The following is a 16,709-nucleotide window of genomic DNA, read 5'->3' on the forward strand; positions in this document are numbered from 1 at the left end:
CCGTCGCGGCGGGTGATCCCCGCCGCGGCAGCGCAGCCCGGATTTTATTGTGTTGCGGACAGGGGCGGCGGACGGGTGTTCGACGCCTGCGCCGCTTCCGCGTCGCGATGTTCCTGCGCCAGTTTCAGCACCCGGACCAGTTCGATGCGCGAGATCGGTTTGGCAAGGAACTCGTCCATGCCGGCCTGAAGGCACTTGCCCACGTCCTCGGCAAAGATGCTGGCGGTCAGCCCGGAGATGTAGACCCGCGACACCGGCCCCCGCAGCGCGCGGATGCGGCGGGTTGCCTCCGGCCCGTCGACGTCGGGCATGTGCTGGTCCATGAGGACAAGGTCGATCCCGCCCTTGGCCACGCGTTCCACCGCCTCGGCACCGCCGGTGACGGAGTCCACCTCATGCCCAAGGCGTTTGAGCATCGCGCAGGCCACGGTCAGATTGACCTTGCTGTCATCCACGACAAGCACCCGCAACGGCTGCTGCGTCGTCTCCGCGCCCTCGGGACTATCGCCGGACGTGTCGGGCGCATGCCCGGCCTCCGGCAGGGGCAGCGCGAAGTGGAAACGGCTGCCCTTGCCCGGTGTGCTGTCCAGCCGCAGCGTGCCGCCCATGGCGTCGACCAGCGCGGCACTGATCGACAGGCCCAGACCGCTGCCCGACATCCGGCTGCTCTGCGCCCCGGCCACCTGGTAGAAACGCTTGAAAATCCGCGCCTTGTCCGCCTCGCCGATGCCGATGCCGGTGTCGATCACCTCGAACCGGAACCGCCCCCGTTCGGCCGAGACGCGCACCCGGACACCGCCGGTATCGGTGAACTTGACCGCGTTGCCCACGAGGTTGATCAGGACCTGGCTCAGCCGGTCGGCGTCGCCGATCACCCAGCTGGCACAGTCGGCGCCCATCTCGACCTCCAGCGACAGTCCGCGCGCGTCGGCCTGCGGGGCAAGGACGGACACCGCGCTGCGCACGACGCCATCGAGGTCGAACTCCTCCGCACGGATCAGCACTTCGCCCGCTTCCAGTTTGGATATGTCGAGGATGTCGTCGATCACCGATTTCAGCGTCCGCCCTGCGTTGCGGATGATCGTCAGCTTGGCAAGCTGATCCTCCGTCACCTCCGTCTCAAGCAGCAGGTCGGTGACCGGCAGGATGCCGTTCAGCGGTGTCCTGATCTCGTGGCTCATGGTGGCGAGGAAGCGTGACTTCGCCTCGACCGCCGCCTCCGCCGTGTCGCGCGCCTCCGTCAGCGATTGCTCCTTGCTGCGGATCGTCTCGCGCATGGTGGCGAAACTTTCCACCAGTTGGCCGATCTCGTCCTGCCGCGCCTTGGGCAGCGGCGTGTCGTAGCGGCCCGCGGCCAGCTCCTTGGCGGCACGCGCCAGCATCGACGCCCGCCGCAGCACGAGCCGGTCCAGGAAGACCATCCCGCCGACACCGAAGATCACGACGATCCCCATCATCACGACACCCAGATGCCAGACCTGGCTGCGCAGCGCGGCGCTGTGGACGCGGATGTCCAGATGCACGACCAGCGTGCCGACCAGCCGCCCGCCGAACAGGATCGGCCGGGTGACGAGGTAGTGGTCCTTTGTATGATCGGGGTGCTCCAGCGGATAAAGGCGCCGCCCGTCCCCGTCGAAAAGCTCCACCCCGCGCCAGGCGCTGAAACTCATCTGCGCGTGATCGAGGATCTCGTGCGCCGCGCCGATCTGGTTCTGCAGCATGTAAGGCGTCAGGGCGTTGCCCAGAACGTCAAGCTGGCGCTCCGTCAAAGTGACTTCGAGTTCGTTGAACGTGCGCTGAACCTTCGGCTGCCAGATCCCGAAGAACAGCAGAAAACCGAGGAGACCGACAAGGGCGCCCATCTGCAGGAAACGCCCGCGCACGGAATAACGCAGCTTGCGGTGGCCCCGTCCTTCGTCCTCAGTCATCGCGGCACCTCATGTACCGTCACCTCATTCCACGAAGCGTTCGAGGTTCATGTCCCTGAGCGGCTGGTAGTCCTCCATCGTCGCCGCCACGATCTCGCGGAAGGGCACCCGGTCGAGCGCGGCCTGCCCCCCGGCATCGTGCGCCATGTCGAGGAAGGCGCGGCGCACCTCCTCGCGCACCTCTTCGGAGACGCGGGGGTGGGCGACGACCGGATGCGGCGGCACGCGCTGCGTCTCATGGATGATGCGCAGGCCGTTGCGGACCGTCTCGGGCTGGGCGGTGAAGGTCGCCATCACGCCGCCCGCCGCCGCCGACCGTCCCAGAAGCACGTTGAGATAGGCGGAGCTGTGCGTCGCGGCATAGACCGGCACGCAGTCGATGCCGAACCTCTGCGCAAGGTCGGAACGGATCATCAGCGAGGCACCAAGCGCGTTGGGAGCCGGAAAGGCCACCTGCTTTCCGGCAAGCTGGGCGGGGTCGTCTATGCCCCCGTCGCGGGCGACCACAAGGATACCGAAAAGCTGCCGCCCCCCGTCGCGCAGCAAGGGCAGATACCCTTGGTGATCGTGCGCCATGACCGCGTGATAGGGGTTCATGTAGGCGAAATCGAAGGCGCCCCGGCGAAAGGCATCCTCGAACGCCGGTATGTCCGGTGTGCCAGACATGACGAAGCGGTGGCCGGTCCGCCGCTCGAGCTCCTCAAGGATCGGAATCCAGGCGGAGGCCAGCCGCAGCGGCTCGAACTGCGGCACGACGCCGAAGCTGTACTCCTCGGCCACGGCGGGGCCGCAAAGGCCCAGGCTCATGCAGACCAAGGCGGCCATGTACCGCAGACGGGATGCCATGTATTTCATCGACCTGAACCTCCTCCCATACCGGATGCACGCGCGACGGCCGCCCGCGGAACACGCAGGCCGGCGCATCGCGCCCGCCGTCGGGCCCGAATAAATATCAAAACGGTTAAGAAACGCGGAAGCCGGCCCCGGTGCAAAGCCCGTGGAATTCGTATCGATTTCCCCCTTTGCAATTCGCGGCGCGGCGCCTATATCTAGGCTGTTCCTTCGGGAACTATGGGCATAAACGCGCATGTAATAAACGGATCGGACCCGGGGGCGGTACCCGGCGGCTCCACCAAACATCCCTTCGTTGGGGGACAATGGGGCCGAAACAGGATCGACGAACGCGTAAAGATGTTGCTTTGTCCCGGTGAGATACCACCGTTATCGGTTCACAAAGTACAATTGCCAACGACAATCGTGCTCCGGTTGCAGTTGCTGCGTAAGCAGTGACGAGACCGAAATCTAAGTCCTTGCGCCTAGCAGCGTAAGGCGGGGTTCGCAGGCACCTGGCAACAGAAGCCTGCACTTCACGTCCCGTGCCATCCCCATCCGCGACCGCCAGTTTGCGCTCACTTTTGGGAGGCCACCGGACGCAGACGTCACCCGGACAAACCGGAGTTCCGCAATGCGCCTCCTGCTTCCCCTCATCGCCGTTTCCGTCATCTCCGCCTGCGGCGGCCCGATGCCCGGCGGACACATGACCGAACCTGCCCAGTCGATGCGTTATGACGTGATGGAGCGAGCCCGGGATCTGTCGATGGGCGTGCGCCACGACGACGACCACCCGACTTACGGCACACCCGGCGACACGCCGCGCCCGGCACCCGTTTTGCCCCCCTGCGACGAAACCGGCCTCGGCGACCGGCCCTGCCCCTGACACACCCGCTGCTGCAAGGCAGCATGATTGTCCGCCGCGCTCTTGCCGCCCCCCTTCGGCCCGCTACGTCTGAGCGAACCAGCAAGGCGGACCCGGATGACAGACCTGCTCAACATTCTCATCGCGCTGATGACCATCGCCTTCGGCGGCATGGCCTTCGTCAGCCCGCGCTTCGCCGCGAAGGCGCTGGACCTGAAGCCCGTCAACAGCACCATGGGCCTGAGCGAGCTGCGCGCCTCTGCGGGCGGGCTGTTCGTGGCCATGGGCCTGTGCTGCCTGATCACCGGCGCGGATTTCGCCTATGCCATGCTGGGGATCGCCTACGTCGGCGCGGCCACCGGGCGCGTCGTCTCCATGGTGATGGACCGGCCGCCGCAGCCCAAGGCCTTCGTCTGGTTCCTGCTGGAGGCCGTTCCGGCCACCTGGCTGATCGCGATGAACTGGCCCGCGACCGCCGCCTGAGCCCGGCCCCGCACCGGTCTGTCTTGTGATCGTCACGAAGCGCCCCTAAGCCTTTGGGGATCATGACGCCCTACCCTCTCCTGACCCGAGTCTTCGCGCGCATCGGCCTGCTTTCCTTCGGTGGTCCGGCGGCACAGATCGCCGTCATGCACCGCGAACTGGTGGAGGAGCGTCCCTGGCTCACCGAGGCGCAGTTCCTGCGCGCGCTGTCCTTCTGCATGCTGCTGCCCGGCCCCGAAGCGATGCAGCTCGCCACCTATGCCGGCTGGCGCCTGCGCGGCATCCCCGGCGGCCTGATCGCAGGCGCGCTCTTTGTCCTGCCCGGCGCGGCGGTGATCGCGGTCCTCGCACTGCTTTACGCGCAATACGGCACACGGCCCGAGACGGAGGCGCTGATGCTCGGCGTCAAGGCCAGCGTCATCGTCATCGTGGTGCAGGCGCTGCGCCGGCTGTCGTCCAAGGCCCTGAAGCGCAGGTCCGACATGGTAATGGCGGTCGCGGCCTTCCTTGCCCTCTTCGCGTTCAGCCTGCCGTTCCCGCTGGTCATCGCGCTGGCGGCGGTCTGGGGGGCGCTGCGCAGCCGGGCCACAGCGGACGAACCGGCCACACCGGCGATGGACCCCGCCCGCAAGGGCACCGCCCCGGCCACGATCCTGCTGTGGCTGGTGCTCTGGCTGCTGCCCCTTCCGATCCTCCATCTCGCGGGCCAGACGCTGCTCTTCGACCTCGCCGCCTTCTTCGCGAAACTGGCTGTCGTGACCTTCGGCGGCGCCTATGCCGTCCTTGCCTACATGGCGCAGGAGGTGGTGGAGATCCGCGGCTGGCTGACCGCGCCGCAGATGGTCGACGCCCTCGGGCTGGCCGAGACGACGCCCGGCCCCCTGATCCTCGTCACGCAGTTCGTGGGCCAACTCGCCGGACATGCCGAGGGCGGCCCCTGCATGGCACTGGCCGCCGGGGCGCTGACGCTCTGGATGACCTTCGTCCCCTGTTTCCTCTGGATCTTCACGTTCGCCCCGCATGTGGAGACCCTGCTCGCCCGCCCGCGGCTTCAGGCCGCGCTCAAGGGGATCACCGCCGCCGTGGTGGGCGTGATCGCCAATCTCTCGCTCTGGTTCGCCCTCCACACGCTCTTTGCCGACACCATGACGATCGACCGCGGCCCGCTGTCCCTGCCGCTCCCTGTCCTTTCGACCCTGCGTATCGACGCCTTGCCGCTGATCGCGCTGGCCGCGCTGATGTTCGCGCGCAAGGCACCGGTGCCACTTGTGCTGGCGGTCTGTGCGCTCGCCGGCTGGGGTCTGGCGCAGGTCTGACTCCCCCCTTCCATTCTCCGTCCAGAGCAATATGGTGGGCGCAACGAACAGAAAGCCGAACTATGTCCGACAGTATTGATTACGGAAAACTCATGCACCGCGCGATGCGCGGCCTCATCCAGGAGGTTCTGACCGGCGTGTCGGAGCATGGGCTGCCCGGCGATCATCATTTCTTCATCACCTTCGACACCCGCCACCCGGAGGTCGAACTGGCCGACTGGCTGGCCCAGCGTTACCCCGGCGAGATGACCGTGGTGATGCAGAACTGGTACGAGGACCTCGAGGTCGGTGACGAGGGCTTTGCCGTCACGCTGAACTTCGGCGACGCACCGGAACGGCTGTCGATCCCCTACGATGCCATCCGCACCTTCGTCGATCCCTCCGTGGAATTCGGCCTGCGTTTCGAAAGCCAGGACAGCGAGGACGACGAAGGCGACGACGATCCCACGCCCGGCGGCGACGGTCCCGGCAAACCCGAGGCGCAGCATCATGATGCCGAAGTCGTCAGCCTCGACCGTTTCCGGAAATGAACCTTTCGTAAAGGGTGCCTGCCGTAACGTCCACGGGACTATCCTGCCTGGGTCTCGGGCGACATCGGCATGAACTCTCTGAACTTCGCCATCCTCGACTATGTCGCTCTGCCGATATTCGTCCTCCGGCCCGATCCGGAGGGCAGGCCTGTCTATGCCTTCTGGAACCGCGCCGCCGAACGGCTGGGCGCCCGCCCGAGGGAGGAGGTGCTGGGCCATACCGCGCGCGAGGTCTACGAGGGCGCCTTTGGCGAAGCGGCTTATCGGCGTCACATGGAGGTCATGGCCACCCGCACCGCGCAGACCTACGACCTCTTGCTCGACCTCGACGGCTCCGCGACAGAGGTGCAGACCACCCTCTCGCCGATCCTCGGGCATGACGACCACATCATCGTCATCGTCGGCACCTCGACCATCGTGACGCCCATCCGGGCCGCGCAGCAGAAGGACATCGAAACCCTCGCCAGGGTCGAACGCGCCCGCCGCGAGATGGAGCAGTACCTCGCCTTCGCAGCCCACGACCTGCGCGCGCCCATGCGCCGCATCCTCGGCCTGTCCGAACTGATCCGTGACGAACTGCCCGAGGACGCGACGGAGGCGCGGGAGATCGCGGACCTGATGTCGGAAGTCAGCGAAAAGGCGCAGGACCTGATCGGCGAGGTCCTCGACTTCAGCGAGGCCAGCAATGCCGAGGAGCGGATCGAGAGCTTCGAACTGCACCTGCTCTGCCGCGACATCTTCACCGTCCTCGACCCGCGCGGGCAGCACGACCTCGACGCACAAGAGATCCGCCTGACCGCCGACCGCACCGCGCTCCAGATCATCCTGCGCAACCTCGTCGACAACGCACTGAAACACGCGGGCAAGGACCGGGTGCGCGTCCGCGTCCGGACCGACGCGACGAACGAAGGCCTCGACATCCTCGTGGAAGACAACGGCAAGGGCCTGCCCGGCGGTACGCTCGACTTTCTCGACGGCAAACCCTTCGAATACGGCCATGGTTTCGGTCTGCTCGGGCTGCGGCGGCTGCTTGGTATGCGCAAGGGGCAGCTCTCGGCCACCCAGCCCGAGGGCGGCGGCAGCGTATTCCGTGTGCATCTGCCCGGAACCCGTCTGGCCTGACCCCGGGCAGTTCCGCTGGGGCAATTCGTCTCTAGGCGCGCGGCACCGGCCTTAGTAAACCTTGCCGCGATTGCACGATTGCCCAGCATCCCGCTTTCCTTTAATCGGCATGCAATCGCATACAAATGCAGGAGTCGCCCATGACCGCCACCCGTACCGAGACCGACAGCTTCGGCCCGCTGGAAGTGCCCGCCGAAAAGTACTGGGGCGCGCAGACCCAGCGCTCGATCATGAACTTCCCCATCGGCTGGGAAAAGCAGCCCGTGCCGATCGTCCGCGCCCTCGGCGTCATCAAGAAGGCCTGCGCCGAGGCGAACAAGTCGCTCGGCACCATGACGCCCGAGATCGCCGACGCGATCATGGCCGCCGCACAGGAAGTCATCGAGGGCAAGTTCGACGACAACTTCCCGCTGGTGGTTTGGCAGACCGGCTCCGGCACGCAGTCGAACATGAACGCAAACGAGGTCATCTCCAACCGCGCGATCGAGATGCTGGGCGGCGAGATGGGGTCCAAGTCCCCCGTCCACCCCAACGATCACTGCAACATGGGCCAGTCGTCGAACGACACCTTCCCGACCGCGATGCACGTCGCCATCGGCATGCAGGCGCGCGACGTCCTGCTGCCCGGCCTGAAGAAACTGCACGCCGCGCTCGAAGCGAAGTCCGCCGAATTCAAGGACATCATCAAGATCGGCCGGACCCACACCCAGGACGCCACTCCGCTGACGCTGGGCCAGGAATTCGGCGGCTACGCCCACCAGGTCAAGAAGGGCATCGAACGGGTCGAGGCCTGCCTGCCCGACATCTACGAACTGGCGCAGGGCGGCACCGCCGTCGGCACCGGGCTCAACACGAAAAAGGGCTGGTCAGAGACGGTCGCAGCCAACATCGCCGCGATCACCGACCTGCCCTTCGTCACCGCACCGAACAAGTTCGAGGCGCTGGCCGCGCATGACGCGATGGTGATGTTCTCCGGCGCGCTGAAGACCGTGGCGGCAAGCCTCTTCAAGATCGCCAACGACATCCGCCTCTTGGGCTCCGGCCCGCGCTCGGGTCTGGGCGAACTGATCCTGCCGGAGAACGAGCCCGGCTCCTCGATCATGCCGGGCAAGGTGAATCCGACGCAGGCCGAGGCGCTGACCATGGTCTGCGCCCATGTCATGGGCAACGACGCGGCGGTCGGTTTCGCGGGCTCGCAGGGCCACTTCGAGCTGAACGTCTACAACCCGATGATGTCCTACAACGTCCTGCAATCCATGCAGCTTCTGGGCGACTCGGCCTCTGCCTTCACCGACAACATGGTGGTCGGGATCGAGGCCAACGAGGCGCGGATCGAGAAACTGATGAAGGAATCGCTGATGCTGGTGACGGCGCTGGCGCCGACCATCGGTTACGACAACGCCACCAAGGTCGCCAAGACTGCCCACAAGAACGGCACGACCCTCAAGGAAGAGGCCATCGCGCTCGGCTTCGTGGACGAGGAAACCTTCGACCGCGTCGTCCGGCCCGAGGACATGATCGGCCCCAAGGACTGACCTTGCCGCAACGCGGAAAGACACCGACGCGCGCCCCCCTCCGGGCGCGCGTTTCTCGTTCGCCCGACTTCTGACCCGCGCAATCGTGAGCCGCGATCCGTTGACCTCAGGCGATTTCCGCCGATTTCAGGGGGATGCAACGTCGAACCCTCCTCGCCTCCGCCCTGGCCCTGCCCTTCGTCTCCCGCGCATGGGCGCAGGACGATCCCTTCGCCGCCTTCGCGGAGGCGCACGACCAGTTCCACGCGATCCTCGTCCGGAAAGGCGACACGCTGATCCATGAAAAGGCCTATCGCGGCCCCGGCCTCGACGCGCTGGCCAATATCAAGAGTTGCTCGAAAAGCATGGTCGCGCTGCTGCTGGGATGCGCCATCGACCGGGACGAGGTCGCGCTGGACGCCACCCTCGGCGACGTGGCGCCCCGTCTGATCCCCTCCGGTGCCGACCCGCAGGTGGCCGACATCACGCTCGGTGACCTCGCCAGCCTTCGCGCCGGGCTGGAGCGGACCTCCGGCCCCAATTACGGCGCATGGGTCGCCTCGTCCAACTGGGTTCGTGACGCGCTGTCCCGTCCCATGGTGGCGGAACCCGGCGGGCGGATGCTCTATTCCACCGGCTCGACCCATGTACTCGGCGCGGCGCTGGCAGAGGCGACCGGCCTCACGCTGCTGGAACAGGCCCGCACCCGGCTGGGCCGCCCGCTGGGCATCGACATCCCGCCATGGACCCGCGATCCGCAGGGCTACTACCTCGGCGGCAACCAGATGGCGCTGACGCCCCGGGCGATGCTGCGCGTTGCGCTGACGATGCGCGACGGCGGCGTCTGGGACGGAACGCAGGTCATCCCCGCCGACTGGGTGGAAACCTCCGTCCAGCCACTGACCCGCTCGCCCTACTCCGGCCTGTCCTACGGCTACGGCTGGTTCCTGAGCCCCACCGGCTGGGCGCTGGCGCGCGGCTACGGCGGGCAGATCATCGCCTTTCACGCCGACCGGGACATCGCCGCCGCCATCACCTCCGACCCGAACCGGCCCGCGCGGTCGCAGGGGTATTTCGGGGCGCTGATGGACCTGCTCGACGGCCCGGTCCTGTCCGTCTGAAACCCATGGAACGCCGCCACGAAGCCAGCTAGGATCGCGTCATGAGCAAGGTCGTCAACCTGAACCGCTTCCGCAAGCAGAAGTCCCGCGACGAGAAACGCCGCGAGGGCGACGCCAACGCCGCGCAGCACGGCCTGACAAAGGCGCAGAAAACGCTGGCCAAGGCGCGCACCGACAAAGAGCGGCGCGACCTCGACGGGCACGAACGGGAATGACGGGCCGCCCGGTCAAGCGGTCGCTGACCCTGAAGGGCCACCGCACCTCGGTCTCGCTCGAGGATGCCTTCTGGACCGAATTCCGGCGCATCGCGGCCGAGATGGACAAGCCCCTGAACGCGCTTGCCTCCGAAATCGACGAGGCGCGCGACCCGGAGGTCGGGCTGGCCTCCTCCATCCGCGTCTACATCCTTCGCAAACTGGTCGAAGAACGCGACGCAAGAGTCTGAAATCAGGCGCGTTTCCGTCCCATTACGGGGAACACGAAACAACGGTCGCGCCGCAGGCTGAGCCACATCGGCGTGCCCGTCTTCGGCAGGAAAACGTTGGGCACGGTGGCGATCAGCTTCTGCCCGTCGTGATCCATCACGAACTCGACGAGGCTTTCCGATCCCATGAACCGCGCCCGCTGCACGACGCCGCGCGCAGGCGTGCCGGCGATCTCCGTCGGGTTCGGGCCCTTGCCGGAGCGGTCGAAGTCGATGGATACGTGCTGCGGACGGAAAACGATCTCCACCGCGCCGCCATCCGCCACGCCCGGCGCAAGGAAGTGACCGAACGGCGTGTCCACCAGCGCCCCCTCAACAGTTCCCCGCAGGACATTGACATCGCTGAAGAATGCTACAGCCTCGCGATCAACTGGCGCATTGTAGATGTTGTAGGGCGCTCCCTGCTGCACGATCCGCCCGTCGCGCATCAGCGCGATCTCGTCGGCCATGCGCATCGCCTCTTCGGGTTCGTGCGTGACCAGCAGGACCGCCGCGCCTTCCTCCTTCAGCAGATCCAGCGTCTCGTCGCGGATACCGTCGCGCAGCCGGTTGTCGAGGCCGGAGAACGGCTCGTCCATCAGCATGATCTTCGGCTGCGGCGCCAGCGCCCGGGCCAGCGCCACGCGCTGCTGCTCGCCGCCCGACAGGTGGTGCGGGTAATGGTCGATGTAATGCCGCAGCCCGACCCGATCCAGAAGCCGCTCCGCCGTGGCGCGCTTCTCCGACCGGCCGCCCTTCAGCCCGAAGGCCACGTTTTCCCCGACACTCAGATGCGGGAACAGCGCGAAATCCTGGAACATCAGCCCGATGGAGCGGCGCTCGGGCGGCACGCGGAACACCGTGTCGCAGACCAGCTTGCCGTCGACGTGGATGGTGCCTTCGTCCTGCATGTCGACGCCCGCGATCATCCGCAGCGTCGTCGACTTGCCGCAGCCCGAAGGACCAAGCAGGCATGTCACCTGCCCCGGCGCGATCTGCAGCGACACGTGATCGACCACGGTCTGACCGTCGAAGCGGCGCACGAGGTCGCGGATTTCTAGCCTTGGCGGTGTCGTCACGTCTGCCCCAAAACGTCCGAGGGATTTTATCGGGTTTCAGGCACCTCTAGACCGACCCGCCGTGTACTGCAAGGGCACCCTGTCCCCCGTGCCAGGTCTCGTCAGGCCAAGGCCTTGGCAAGACGCGGCAAACGGGCCTTCTTCAGAAGCGCGCGCAGTTCCCAGTCGTCGCCGGAGAGGCGCCGCGCCTCCGTCAGCACCTGTTCTGCCACGCCCTGCACCGCGTCTGGCGAGGCCTGCCAGAACCCGAGCAGGAAGGCGTCGGGATCGGTGCGGCTCAGGCCCTCTTCGGCCAGCACGTTGCGCGGGAAGTCGGAGGCGTTCATCGTCACGATCACGTCGGCGCTGCCCGCGACCGCCGCCGCCAGTACATGCACGTCCGCCGGATCGGGCAGCCACAGGCGCCCCTCCAGCGACGGCGGCCAGGTCACTTCGGCCCGGGGCCATGCGGCGCGGACCAGCGCGATCTCGCCCCGTGCCTGCGCCTCTCCGCCCGGTCCCAGCTTGCGCGCCGCGCGGGCCCATTCCTCGAGGATGCGTTCCGACCAGAGCGGCGTGTAAAGCCCGGCCCCGGCCACGCCCAGAAGAACTTCGCGCATCACCGTGGGAAACAGGACGCAGGTGTCGAGGACGACCTTCACAGCCGAAAGAACAGCGCCTTCAGGTAGCCCGATTCCGCCAGCTGCGGCAGCAGCGGATGGTCGGCCCCCGCCTGCCCGGTATGGATCAGGACCGCCCGCCGCCCGGCCCGGCCGATGCCGCGCAGGCACGCGCCGGTAAAGGCTGTCATGTCCGCCGCGTGCGAGCACGAGCAGAGCACGAGATACCCGTCCTCCGCCACCAGCGGCGCCGCCAGCCGCGCGATCCGTTCGTAGGCGCGCAGCCCCTTGTCGAGCGCCTGCTTCGACGGCGCGAAGGCGGGCGGGTCGCAGACCACCACGTCATAGCGCGCGCCTTCTTCCTGCAGCGCCGTCAGCGTGTCGAAGGCGTCGCCCTGCCGTGTGGCAAAACGGTCGGCCACGCCCATCGCATCGGCCCCTGCCTGCGCCAGTTCCAGCGCCGGGGCGGAACCGTCGACGCACAGCACCTCGCGCGCACCGCCCGCAAGAGCCGCCAGCCCGAAACCGCCGACATGACTGAAGACGTCGATCACCGATCCCTCCGCCGCCAGCCGGGCTGCGAAGGCGTGGTTGTCGCGCTGGTCGTAGAACAGACCTGTTTTTTGGCCGCCGGTCAGGTCGGCCATGTAGGTCGCGCCGTTCATCACCACCGGCACCGGCGCGTCGGGCGCCGCCCCCAGCAGAACCGCATCGGCATCGTCCAGCCCTTCCAGCGCGCGCCCGCGCCCGGACGCGTTCTTGAGGATGTTCGCGCAGCCCGTGACCTCCGCCAGGACGTCCGCCAGCTCCGGCAGGCGCACATCGGCCCAGGCGGCGTTCGGCTGCACCACCAGCGTGTCGCCGAAACGGTCCACGATCACGCCGGGAAAGCCATCCGCCTCCGCGTGGATCAGCCGGTAGAACGGCGCATCGTACAGCCGCTCGCGCAGCGACAGCGCCTTGGCGACCTTCGCCCGCAGCCAGTCGGTGCCAACCTCCACGATCTCGCGGTCCAGCACCCGCGCCACGATCTTCGAGCCGGGGTTCACCGCCACCGTGGCCAGCGGCTTGCGCTCGTGGTCCTCCAGCGTGGCGATGGTGCCCGGCGCGATGCCCCGGGTCCGGCGATCCATCACCAGTTCGTTGTCAAAGACCCATGGCGCGCCGCGGCGGATGGCGCGGGCGTTGGCCTTCGGAAGAAGGCGCAGGACGGGACGGTCGGATGCGGAGCCGGAATCAGGCGAGGCGGAGGTCGTCATGACCCCCGCCTTACCCCGCTTTCTCCCAAGAATGAAGCGGTTGAAATTCAGATCTGATCGAGTGCCCGCGTCAGCGTCCGGCCCTTGTCGCGCCAGCCCCCCGCGGTCGACACCTCGGCCGCCATGACGCGGTCCAGATGGGCCATCAGGCGGACCTTCATGCCCAGGCCCTGCCGCTCTGCCGCCATCGCGCGGCGCCCTCCGAAGGCCTCCAGATCCGCGCGGGTCCGGCGGCCCTGCACCAGCACCGCACCGGTTGCGGCATCGACAAGGGTCGTGTCGAAGACGACCGTATGGATGCCGCCGGTGGTGTAGCGGGCCTTCTCCGTCAGCGAATGGAACTTGTGCAGCGTTATGATGGCCTTGACCGGACGCCCCTCTGCCGGCGCGCCCGCGCGGGCCTTCTCGAGGCTCGCCTGGAACATCGCCGCCACCTGCTGCTTGCGGTTGCCGGGCGCGTCGCCGCGCCAGACGATGTCGGCAATCGGCAGGTACAGGTTCGCCTCGGACACGCTGAGCGCCTCGGGCACGCGGAACTCGTACTCCACCAGCTTCATGCCGCCCTGCAGGACCGGGGCGTCAACCGCCGCAACCGGGGCCGCGCGCTCCATCTGGATGGTCGAGGCGCGGGTCACCTCGCCGCCGGGCATCGCCTCGAACGGTGCGCGGCCGGGCATCTCGCCGCAGGCCGCAAGCGCCGCCATCATCCCAAGCCCAAGAACAAACCGTGCAATCCGCATCTTTTTCGCCCTTCTGTGCCGCTTCGCTGCTCCCGAAGCGCCGTTCTGCCCTGTCGCTGCCCGAAGGCCGCTGTTAACGTTGTTTTGCTCCGGAACGTGGCGCCATTTGGGCGACAGCAGGGTCTTTCGTCGACACGTCAACCTGATGGGCCGCACGGATCACGGGGTTTACCGTTAGCGCTAACCGGTCTATGTATCGCGGAAGACCGGAAACCGGAGCCGGAAAGGACTCGTTCCATGACCCTCAATCAGACCATCGCCGACGTCACCGCCCGTATCGAGGAACGCTCCTCGGGCATGCGCGCCACCTATCTCGACCGCATGGCGCGCGCCGCCGACGAAGGCCCGCGCCGCGCCCACCTGACCTGCGGCAACCAGGCCCACGCCTATGCCGCCATGGGACAGGACCAGGACCGGCTCGCCACCGAACACGCGCCCAACATCGGCATCGTCAGCGCCTACAACGACATGCTCTCGGCCCACCAGCCGTTCGAACGCTTCCCCGACCTGATCCGCAAGGCGGCCCGCGCGCAGGGCGCCACCGCGCAGGTGGCGGGCGGTGTTCCGGCGATGTGCGACGGTGTCACCCAGGGCCAGGTCGGCATGGAACTCTCGCTCTTCTCCCGCGATGTGATCGCGCTGGCAGCAGGCATCGCGCTCTCGCACAACACCTTCGACGCGGCGCTCTACCTCGGCGTCTGCGACAAGATCGTGCCCGGGCTGATCATCGCCGCGGCAACCTTCGGCTACATCCCCTCGGTCTTCCTGCCCGCGGGCCCGATGCCCACCGGCCTGCCCAACGACGAAAAGGCCAAGGTCCGCCAGATGTTCGCCACCGGCGAGGTCGGCCGCGAGGAACTGATGAAGGCCGAGATGGCCTCCTACCACGGGCCGGGCACCTGCACCTTCTACGGCACCGCCAACACCAACCAGATGCTGATGGAGGTCATGGGCCTGCACCTGCCCGGCGCGTCCTTCGTGAACCCCAACACGCCGCTGCGCGACGCGCTGACCGTCGCCGGGACCGAACGCGCGCTCGAGATCACGGCGCTCGGCAACGACTACCGCCCGGTGTCGGAGATCCTCGACGCCAGGGCCTTCGTCAACGGCATCGTCGGGCTGATGGCGACCGGCGGGTCGACCAACCTCGTGCTGCACATGCCCGCCATGGCACGCGCCGCGGGCATCGCGCTCGAGGTGCAGGACTTCGACGACATCTCCTCGGTGACGCCGCTGATGGCCAAGGTCTACCCGAACGGCCTTGCGGACGTGAACCACTTCCACGCCGCGGGCGGGCTGCAGTACATGATCGGCGAACTCCTTGACGCGGGCCTCCTGCACGAGGACGTCAAGACGGTGATCGGCGACGGCCTGCGCCCCTACACGCGCGAGCCCGAGCTGAAGGACGACAAGCTGACCTGGCGCGACGGCCCGACCCAGACCCACAACGACAAGGTCCTGCGCCCGGCCACCGACCCGTTCCAGAAGACCGGCGGCCTGAAGCAGCTCAAGGGCAACCTGGGCCACGGCATGATCAAGGTCTCCGCCGTCGCCCCCGAACGCCACGTGATCGAGGCGAAGGCACGTGTCTTCGAGGATCAGGAAGCCGTCAAGCTGGCCTTCAAGGCGGGCGAGTTCACCGAGGACACCATCGTCGTCGTCCGCTTCCAGGGTCCGAAGTCTAACGGCATGCCGGAACTGCACGGCCTGACGCCGACACTCGCGGTGCTGCAGGACCGCGGCCTGAAGGTGGCGCTGGTGACCGACGGGCGCATGTCCGGCGCCTCCGGCAAAGTGCCCGCCGCGATCCACGTCTCGCCCGAGGCGGCAGACGGCGGCCCGCTCGCCCGCGTGCGCAACGGCGACATCGTCCGCCTCGACGCCACCAACGGCACGCTCGAGAACCTCGCCCCCGATTTCGCCGACCGCGAACCGGTGACCGCCGACCTCACAGGCAACGGCCACGGCGTCGGACGCGAGCTTTTCGCCGCCTTCCGCGCCAACGTGGGGCTTGCCTCGAACGGCGCAGCCGTGGTCGTCTGACCCCAAAGGCGCGCCCGGCCCCGGCAAGGGCGCGCCCCCTGCTTCTCTGCTTCACAAATACTCGAAAAGGACGCTCCCCATGACCCCAGCTGACGCCAGCCGCGAAAGCGAGCGCCTCTGCCGCCTCGCCCCGGTGATCCCGGTTCTCGTGATCGACGACGCCTCGAAGGCGCGCGGCCTCGCCGAGGCGCTGGTCAAGGGCGGCCTGCCCGTGCTCGAGGTGACGCTGCGCACCCCCGCGGCGCTCGACGCGATATCCGAGATGGCGAAGGTCGAGGGCGGCGTGGTCGGCGCGGGCACGCTGCTGACCCCCGAGGATGTGGAAAATGCCGTGGCCGCAGGCGCGAAGTTCGGCGTCTCGCCGGGCGCCACCGACCGCATCCTCGACGCCTGCGAGGCCGCCGACCTGCCGCTGCTGCCGGGTGCCGCCACCGCGTCGGAGGCGATGAAACTGCTGGAGCGCGGCTATACCGTGCAGAAGTTCTTCCCGGCGGAGGCGAATGGCGGCGTGCCCGCGCTCAAGGCCATCGGCGCGCCGATCCCGCAGGTCCGCTTCTGCCCCACCGGCGGCGTGTCGATGAAGAACGTGGGCGACTACCTCGGCCTGTCGAACGTGCTCTGCTGCGGCGGCAGCTGGGTGGCGCCGAAGGACATGGTCTCTTCGGGCGACTGGGACGGGATCGAGGCGCTGGCCCGCGAGGCCGCGGCCCTGCCGCGCCCTGCGTGAAGCGTTCCGTGTCGGATCGGCTGACGCCGATCCGACACGCCGGGGCTCTGCCCCGGACCCCGAGGTATTTCTGCCAAGATGAAGGGGAG

Annotated in this window: 17 protein-coding genes and 1 other RNA gene; 12 read left to right on the forward strand and 6 right to left on the reverse strand. The window is 67.7% G+C overall.

Annotation, left to right across the window (positions count from 1 at the left end; genetic code table 11):
• Positions 1–44: 44 nt before the first annotated feature.
• Positions 45–1,928, reverse strand: coding sequence for an ATP-binding protein (locus tag QNI11_RS10375; RefSeq protein WP_283983352.1), 1,884 nt, complete (start codon positions 1,926–1,928; stop codon positions 45–47).
• A gap of 24 nt (positions 1,929–1,952) precedes the next feature.
• Positions 1,953–2,783, reverse strand: coding sequence for a phosphate/phosphite/phosphonate ABC transporter substrate-binding protein (locus QNI11_RS10380; RefSeq protein ID WP_283983353.1), 831 nt, complete (start codon positions 2,781–2,783; stop codon positions 1,953–1,955).
• A gap of 162 nt (positions 2,784–2,945) precedes the next feature.
• Between QNI11_RS10380 and ssrA the strand changes: the two genes are divergently transcribed.
• The 10 genes from ssrA to QNI11_RS10430 all read left to right on the forward strand — a co-directional run bounded on the left by ssrA (position 2,946) and on the right by QNI11_RS10430 (position 10,155).
• Positions 2,946–3,295: a transfer-messenger RNA gene (gene ssrA, locus QNI11_RS10385) on the forward strand.
• A gap of 98 nt (positions 3,296–3,393) precedes the next feature.
• Positions 3,394–3,645, forward strand: coding sequence for a hypothetical protein (locus tag QNI11_RS10390; protein ID WP_283983354.1), 252 nt, complete (start codon positions 3,394–3,396; stop codon positions 3,643–3,645).
• 96 nt (positions 3,646–3,741) lie between these two features.
• Positions 3,742–4,107, forward strand: coding sequence for a DUF4345 family protein (locus tag QNI11_RS10395; RefSeq protein WP_283983355.1), 366 nt, complete (start codon positions 3,742–3,744; stop codon positions 4,105–4,107).
• 62 nt (positions 4,108–4,169) lie between these two features.
• Positions 4,170–5,423, forward strand: coding sequence for a chromate efflux transporter (gene chrA, locus QNI11_RS10400; protein ID WP_283983356.1), 1,254 nt, complete (start codon positions 4,170–4,172; stop codon positions 5,421–5,423).
• Between the two features lie 62 nt (positions 5,424–5,485).
• Positions 5,486–5,953 (forward strand): SspB family protein, encoded by a 468-nt coding sequence (locus tag QNI11_RS10405; RefSeq protein WP_100930534.1) that lies wholly within the window; start codon positions 5,486–5,488, stop codon positions 5,951–5,953.
• 69 nt (positions 5,954–6,022) lie between these two features.
• On the forward strand, positions 6,023–7,075 hold the full coding sequence (locus tag QNI11_RS10410; RefSeq protein ID WP_283983357.1) for a HAMP domain-containing sensor histidine kinase: 1,053 nt from the start codon (positions 6,023–6,025) through the stop codon (positions 7,073–7,075).
• 140 nt (positions 7,076–7,215) lie between these two features.
• Positions 7,216–8,610: a class II fumarate hydratase gene (gene fumC / locus QNI11_RS10415; protein WP_283983358.1), complete on the forward strand. Its 1,395-nt coding sequence runs from the start codon at positions 7,216–7,218 to the stop codon at positions 8,608–8,610.
• A 134-nt stretch (positions 8,611–8,744) separates the two neighbouring features.
• Positions 8,745–9,710, forward strand: coding sequence for a serine hydrolase (locus QNI11_RS10420; RefSeq protein ID WP_283983359.1), 966 nt, complete (start codon positions 8,745–8,747; stop codon positions 9,708–9,710).
• Between the two features lie 41 nt (positions 9,711–9,751).
• Complete coding sequence (locus tag QNI11_RS10425) at positions 9,752–9,925, forward strand: DUF4169 family protein (protein WP_283983360.1); 174 nt, start codon at positions 9,752–9,754, stop codon at positions 9,923–9,925.
• Positions 9,922–10,155, forward strand: a complete 234-nt coding sequence (locus tag QNI11_RS10430; RefSeq protein WP_283983361.1) for a ribbon-helix-helix domain-containing protein — start codon at positions 9,922–9,924, stop codon at positions 10,153–10,155. The genes QNI11_RS10425 and QNI11_RS10430 overlap by 4 nt, the downstream gene beginning before the upstream one ends.
• Positions 10,156–10,157: 2 nt before the next feature.
• Here the strand turns inward: QNI11_RS10430 and QNI11_RS10435 are convergent, their stop codons facing one another.
• The 4 genes from QNI11_RS10435 to QNI11_RS10450 form a co-directional block, all read right to left on the reverse strand.
• Positions 10,158–11,252, reverse strand: a complete 1,095-nt coding sequence (locus QNI11_RS10435; protein ID WP_283983362.1) for an ABC transporter ATP-binding protein — start codon at positions 11,250–11,252, stop codon at positions 10,158–10,160.
• A gap of 101 nt (positions 11,253–11,353) precedes the next feature.
• A complete protein-coding gene (locus QNI11_RS10440; RefSeq protein ID WP_283983363.1) occupies positions 11,354–11,893 on the reverse strand; it encodes an RSP_2648 family PIN domain-containing protein in 540 nt (179 codons plus the stop codon).
• A complete protein-coding gene (locus QNI11_RS10445) occupies positions 11,890–13,110 on the reverse strand; it encodes an RSP_2647 family RNA methyltransferase (RefSeq protein WP_283983364.1) in 1,221 nt (406 codons plus the stop codon). The genes QNI11_RS10440 and QNI11_RS10445 overlap by 4 nt, the downstream gene beginning before the upstream one ends.
• A 47-nt stretch (positions 13,111–13,157) precedes the next feature.
• A complete protein-coding gene (locus QNI11_RS10450) occupies positions 13,158–13,850 on the reverse strand; it encodes a DUF6778 family protein (protein ID WP_283983365.1) in 693 nt (230 codons plus the stop codon).
• 237 nt (positions 13,851–14,087) lie between these two features.
• Here QNI11_RS10450 and edd point away from each other — a divergent pair, with 237 nt between their 5' ends.
• Positions 14,088–15,893 carry a phosphogluconate dehydratase gene (gene edd / locus QNI11_RS10455; RefSeq protein WP_283983366.1) on the forward strand — a complete coding sequence of 602 codons (1,806 nt, stop codon included), beginning with the start codon at positions 14,088–14,090 and terminating at the stop codon, positions 15,891–15,893.
• Positions 15,894–15,972: 79 nt separating this feature from the next.
• Positions 15,973–16,620, forward strand: coding sequence for a bifunctional 4-hydroxy-2-oxoglutarate aldolase/2-dehydro-3-deoxy-phosphogluconate aldolase (eda, locus tag QNI11_RS10460; protein WP_283983367.1), 648 nt, complete (start codon positions 15,973–15,975; stop codon positions 16,618–16,620).
• Positions 16,621–16,709: the final 89 nt, after the last annotated feature.

Source organism: Sagittula sp. MA-2 (assembly GCF_030126985.1).
GTDB lineage: Bacteria > Pseudomonadota > Alphaproteobacteria > Rhodobacterales > Rhodobacteraceae > Sagittula.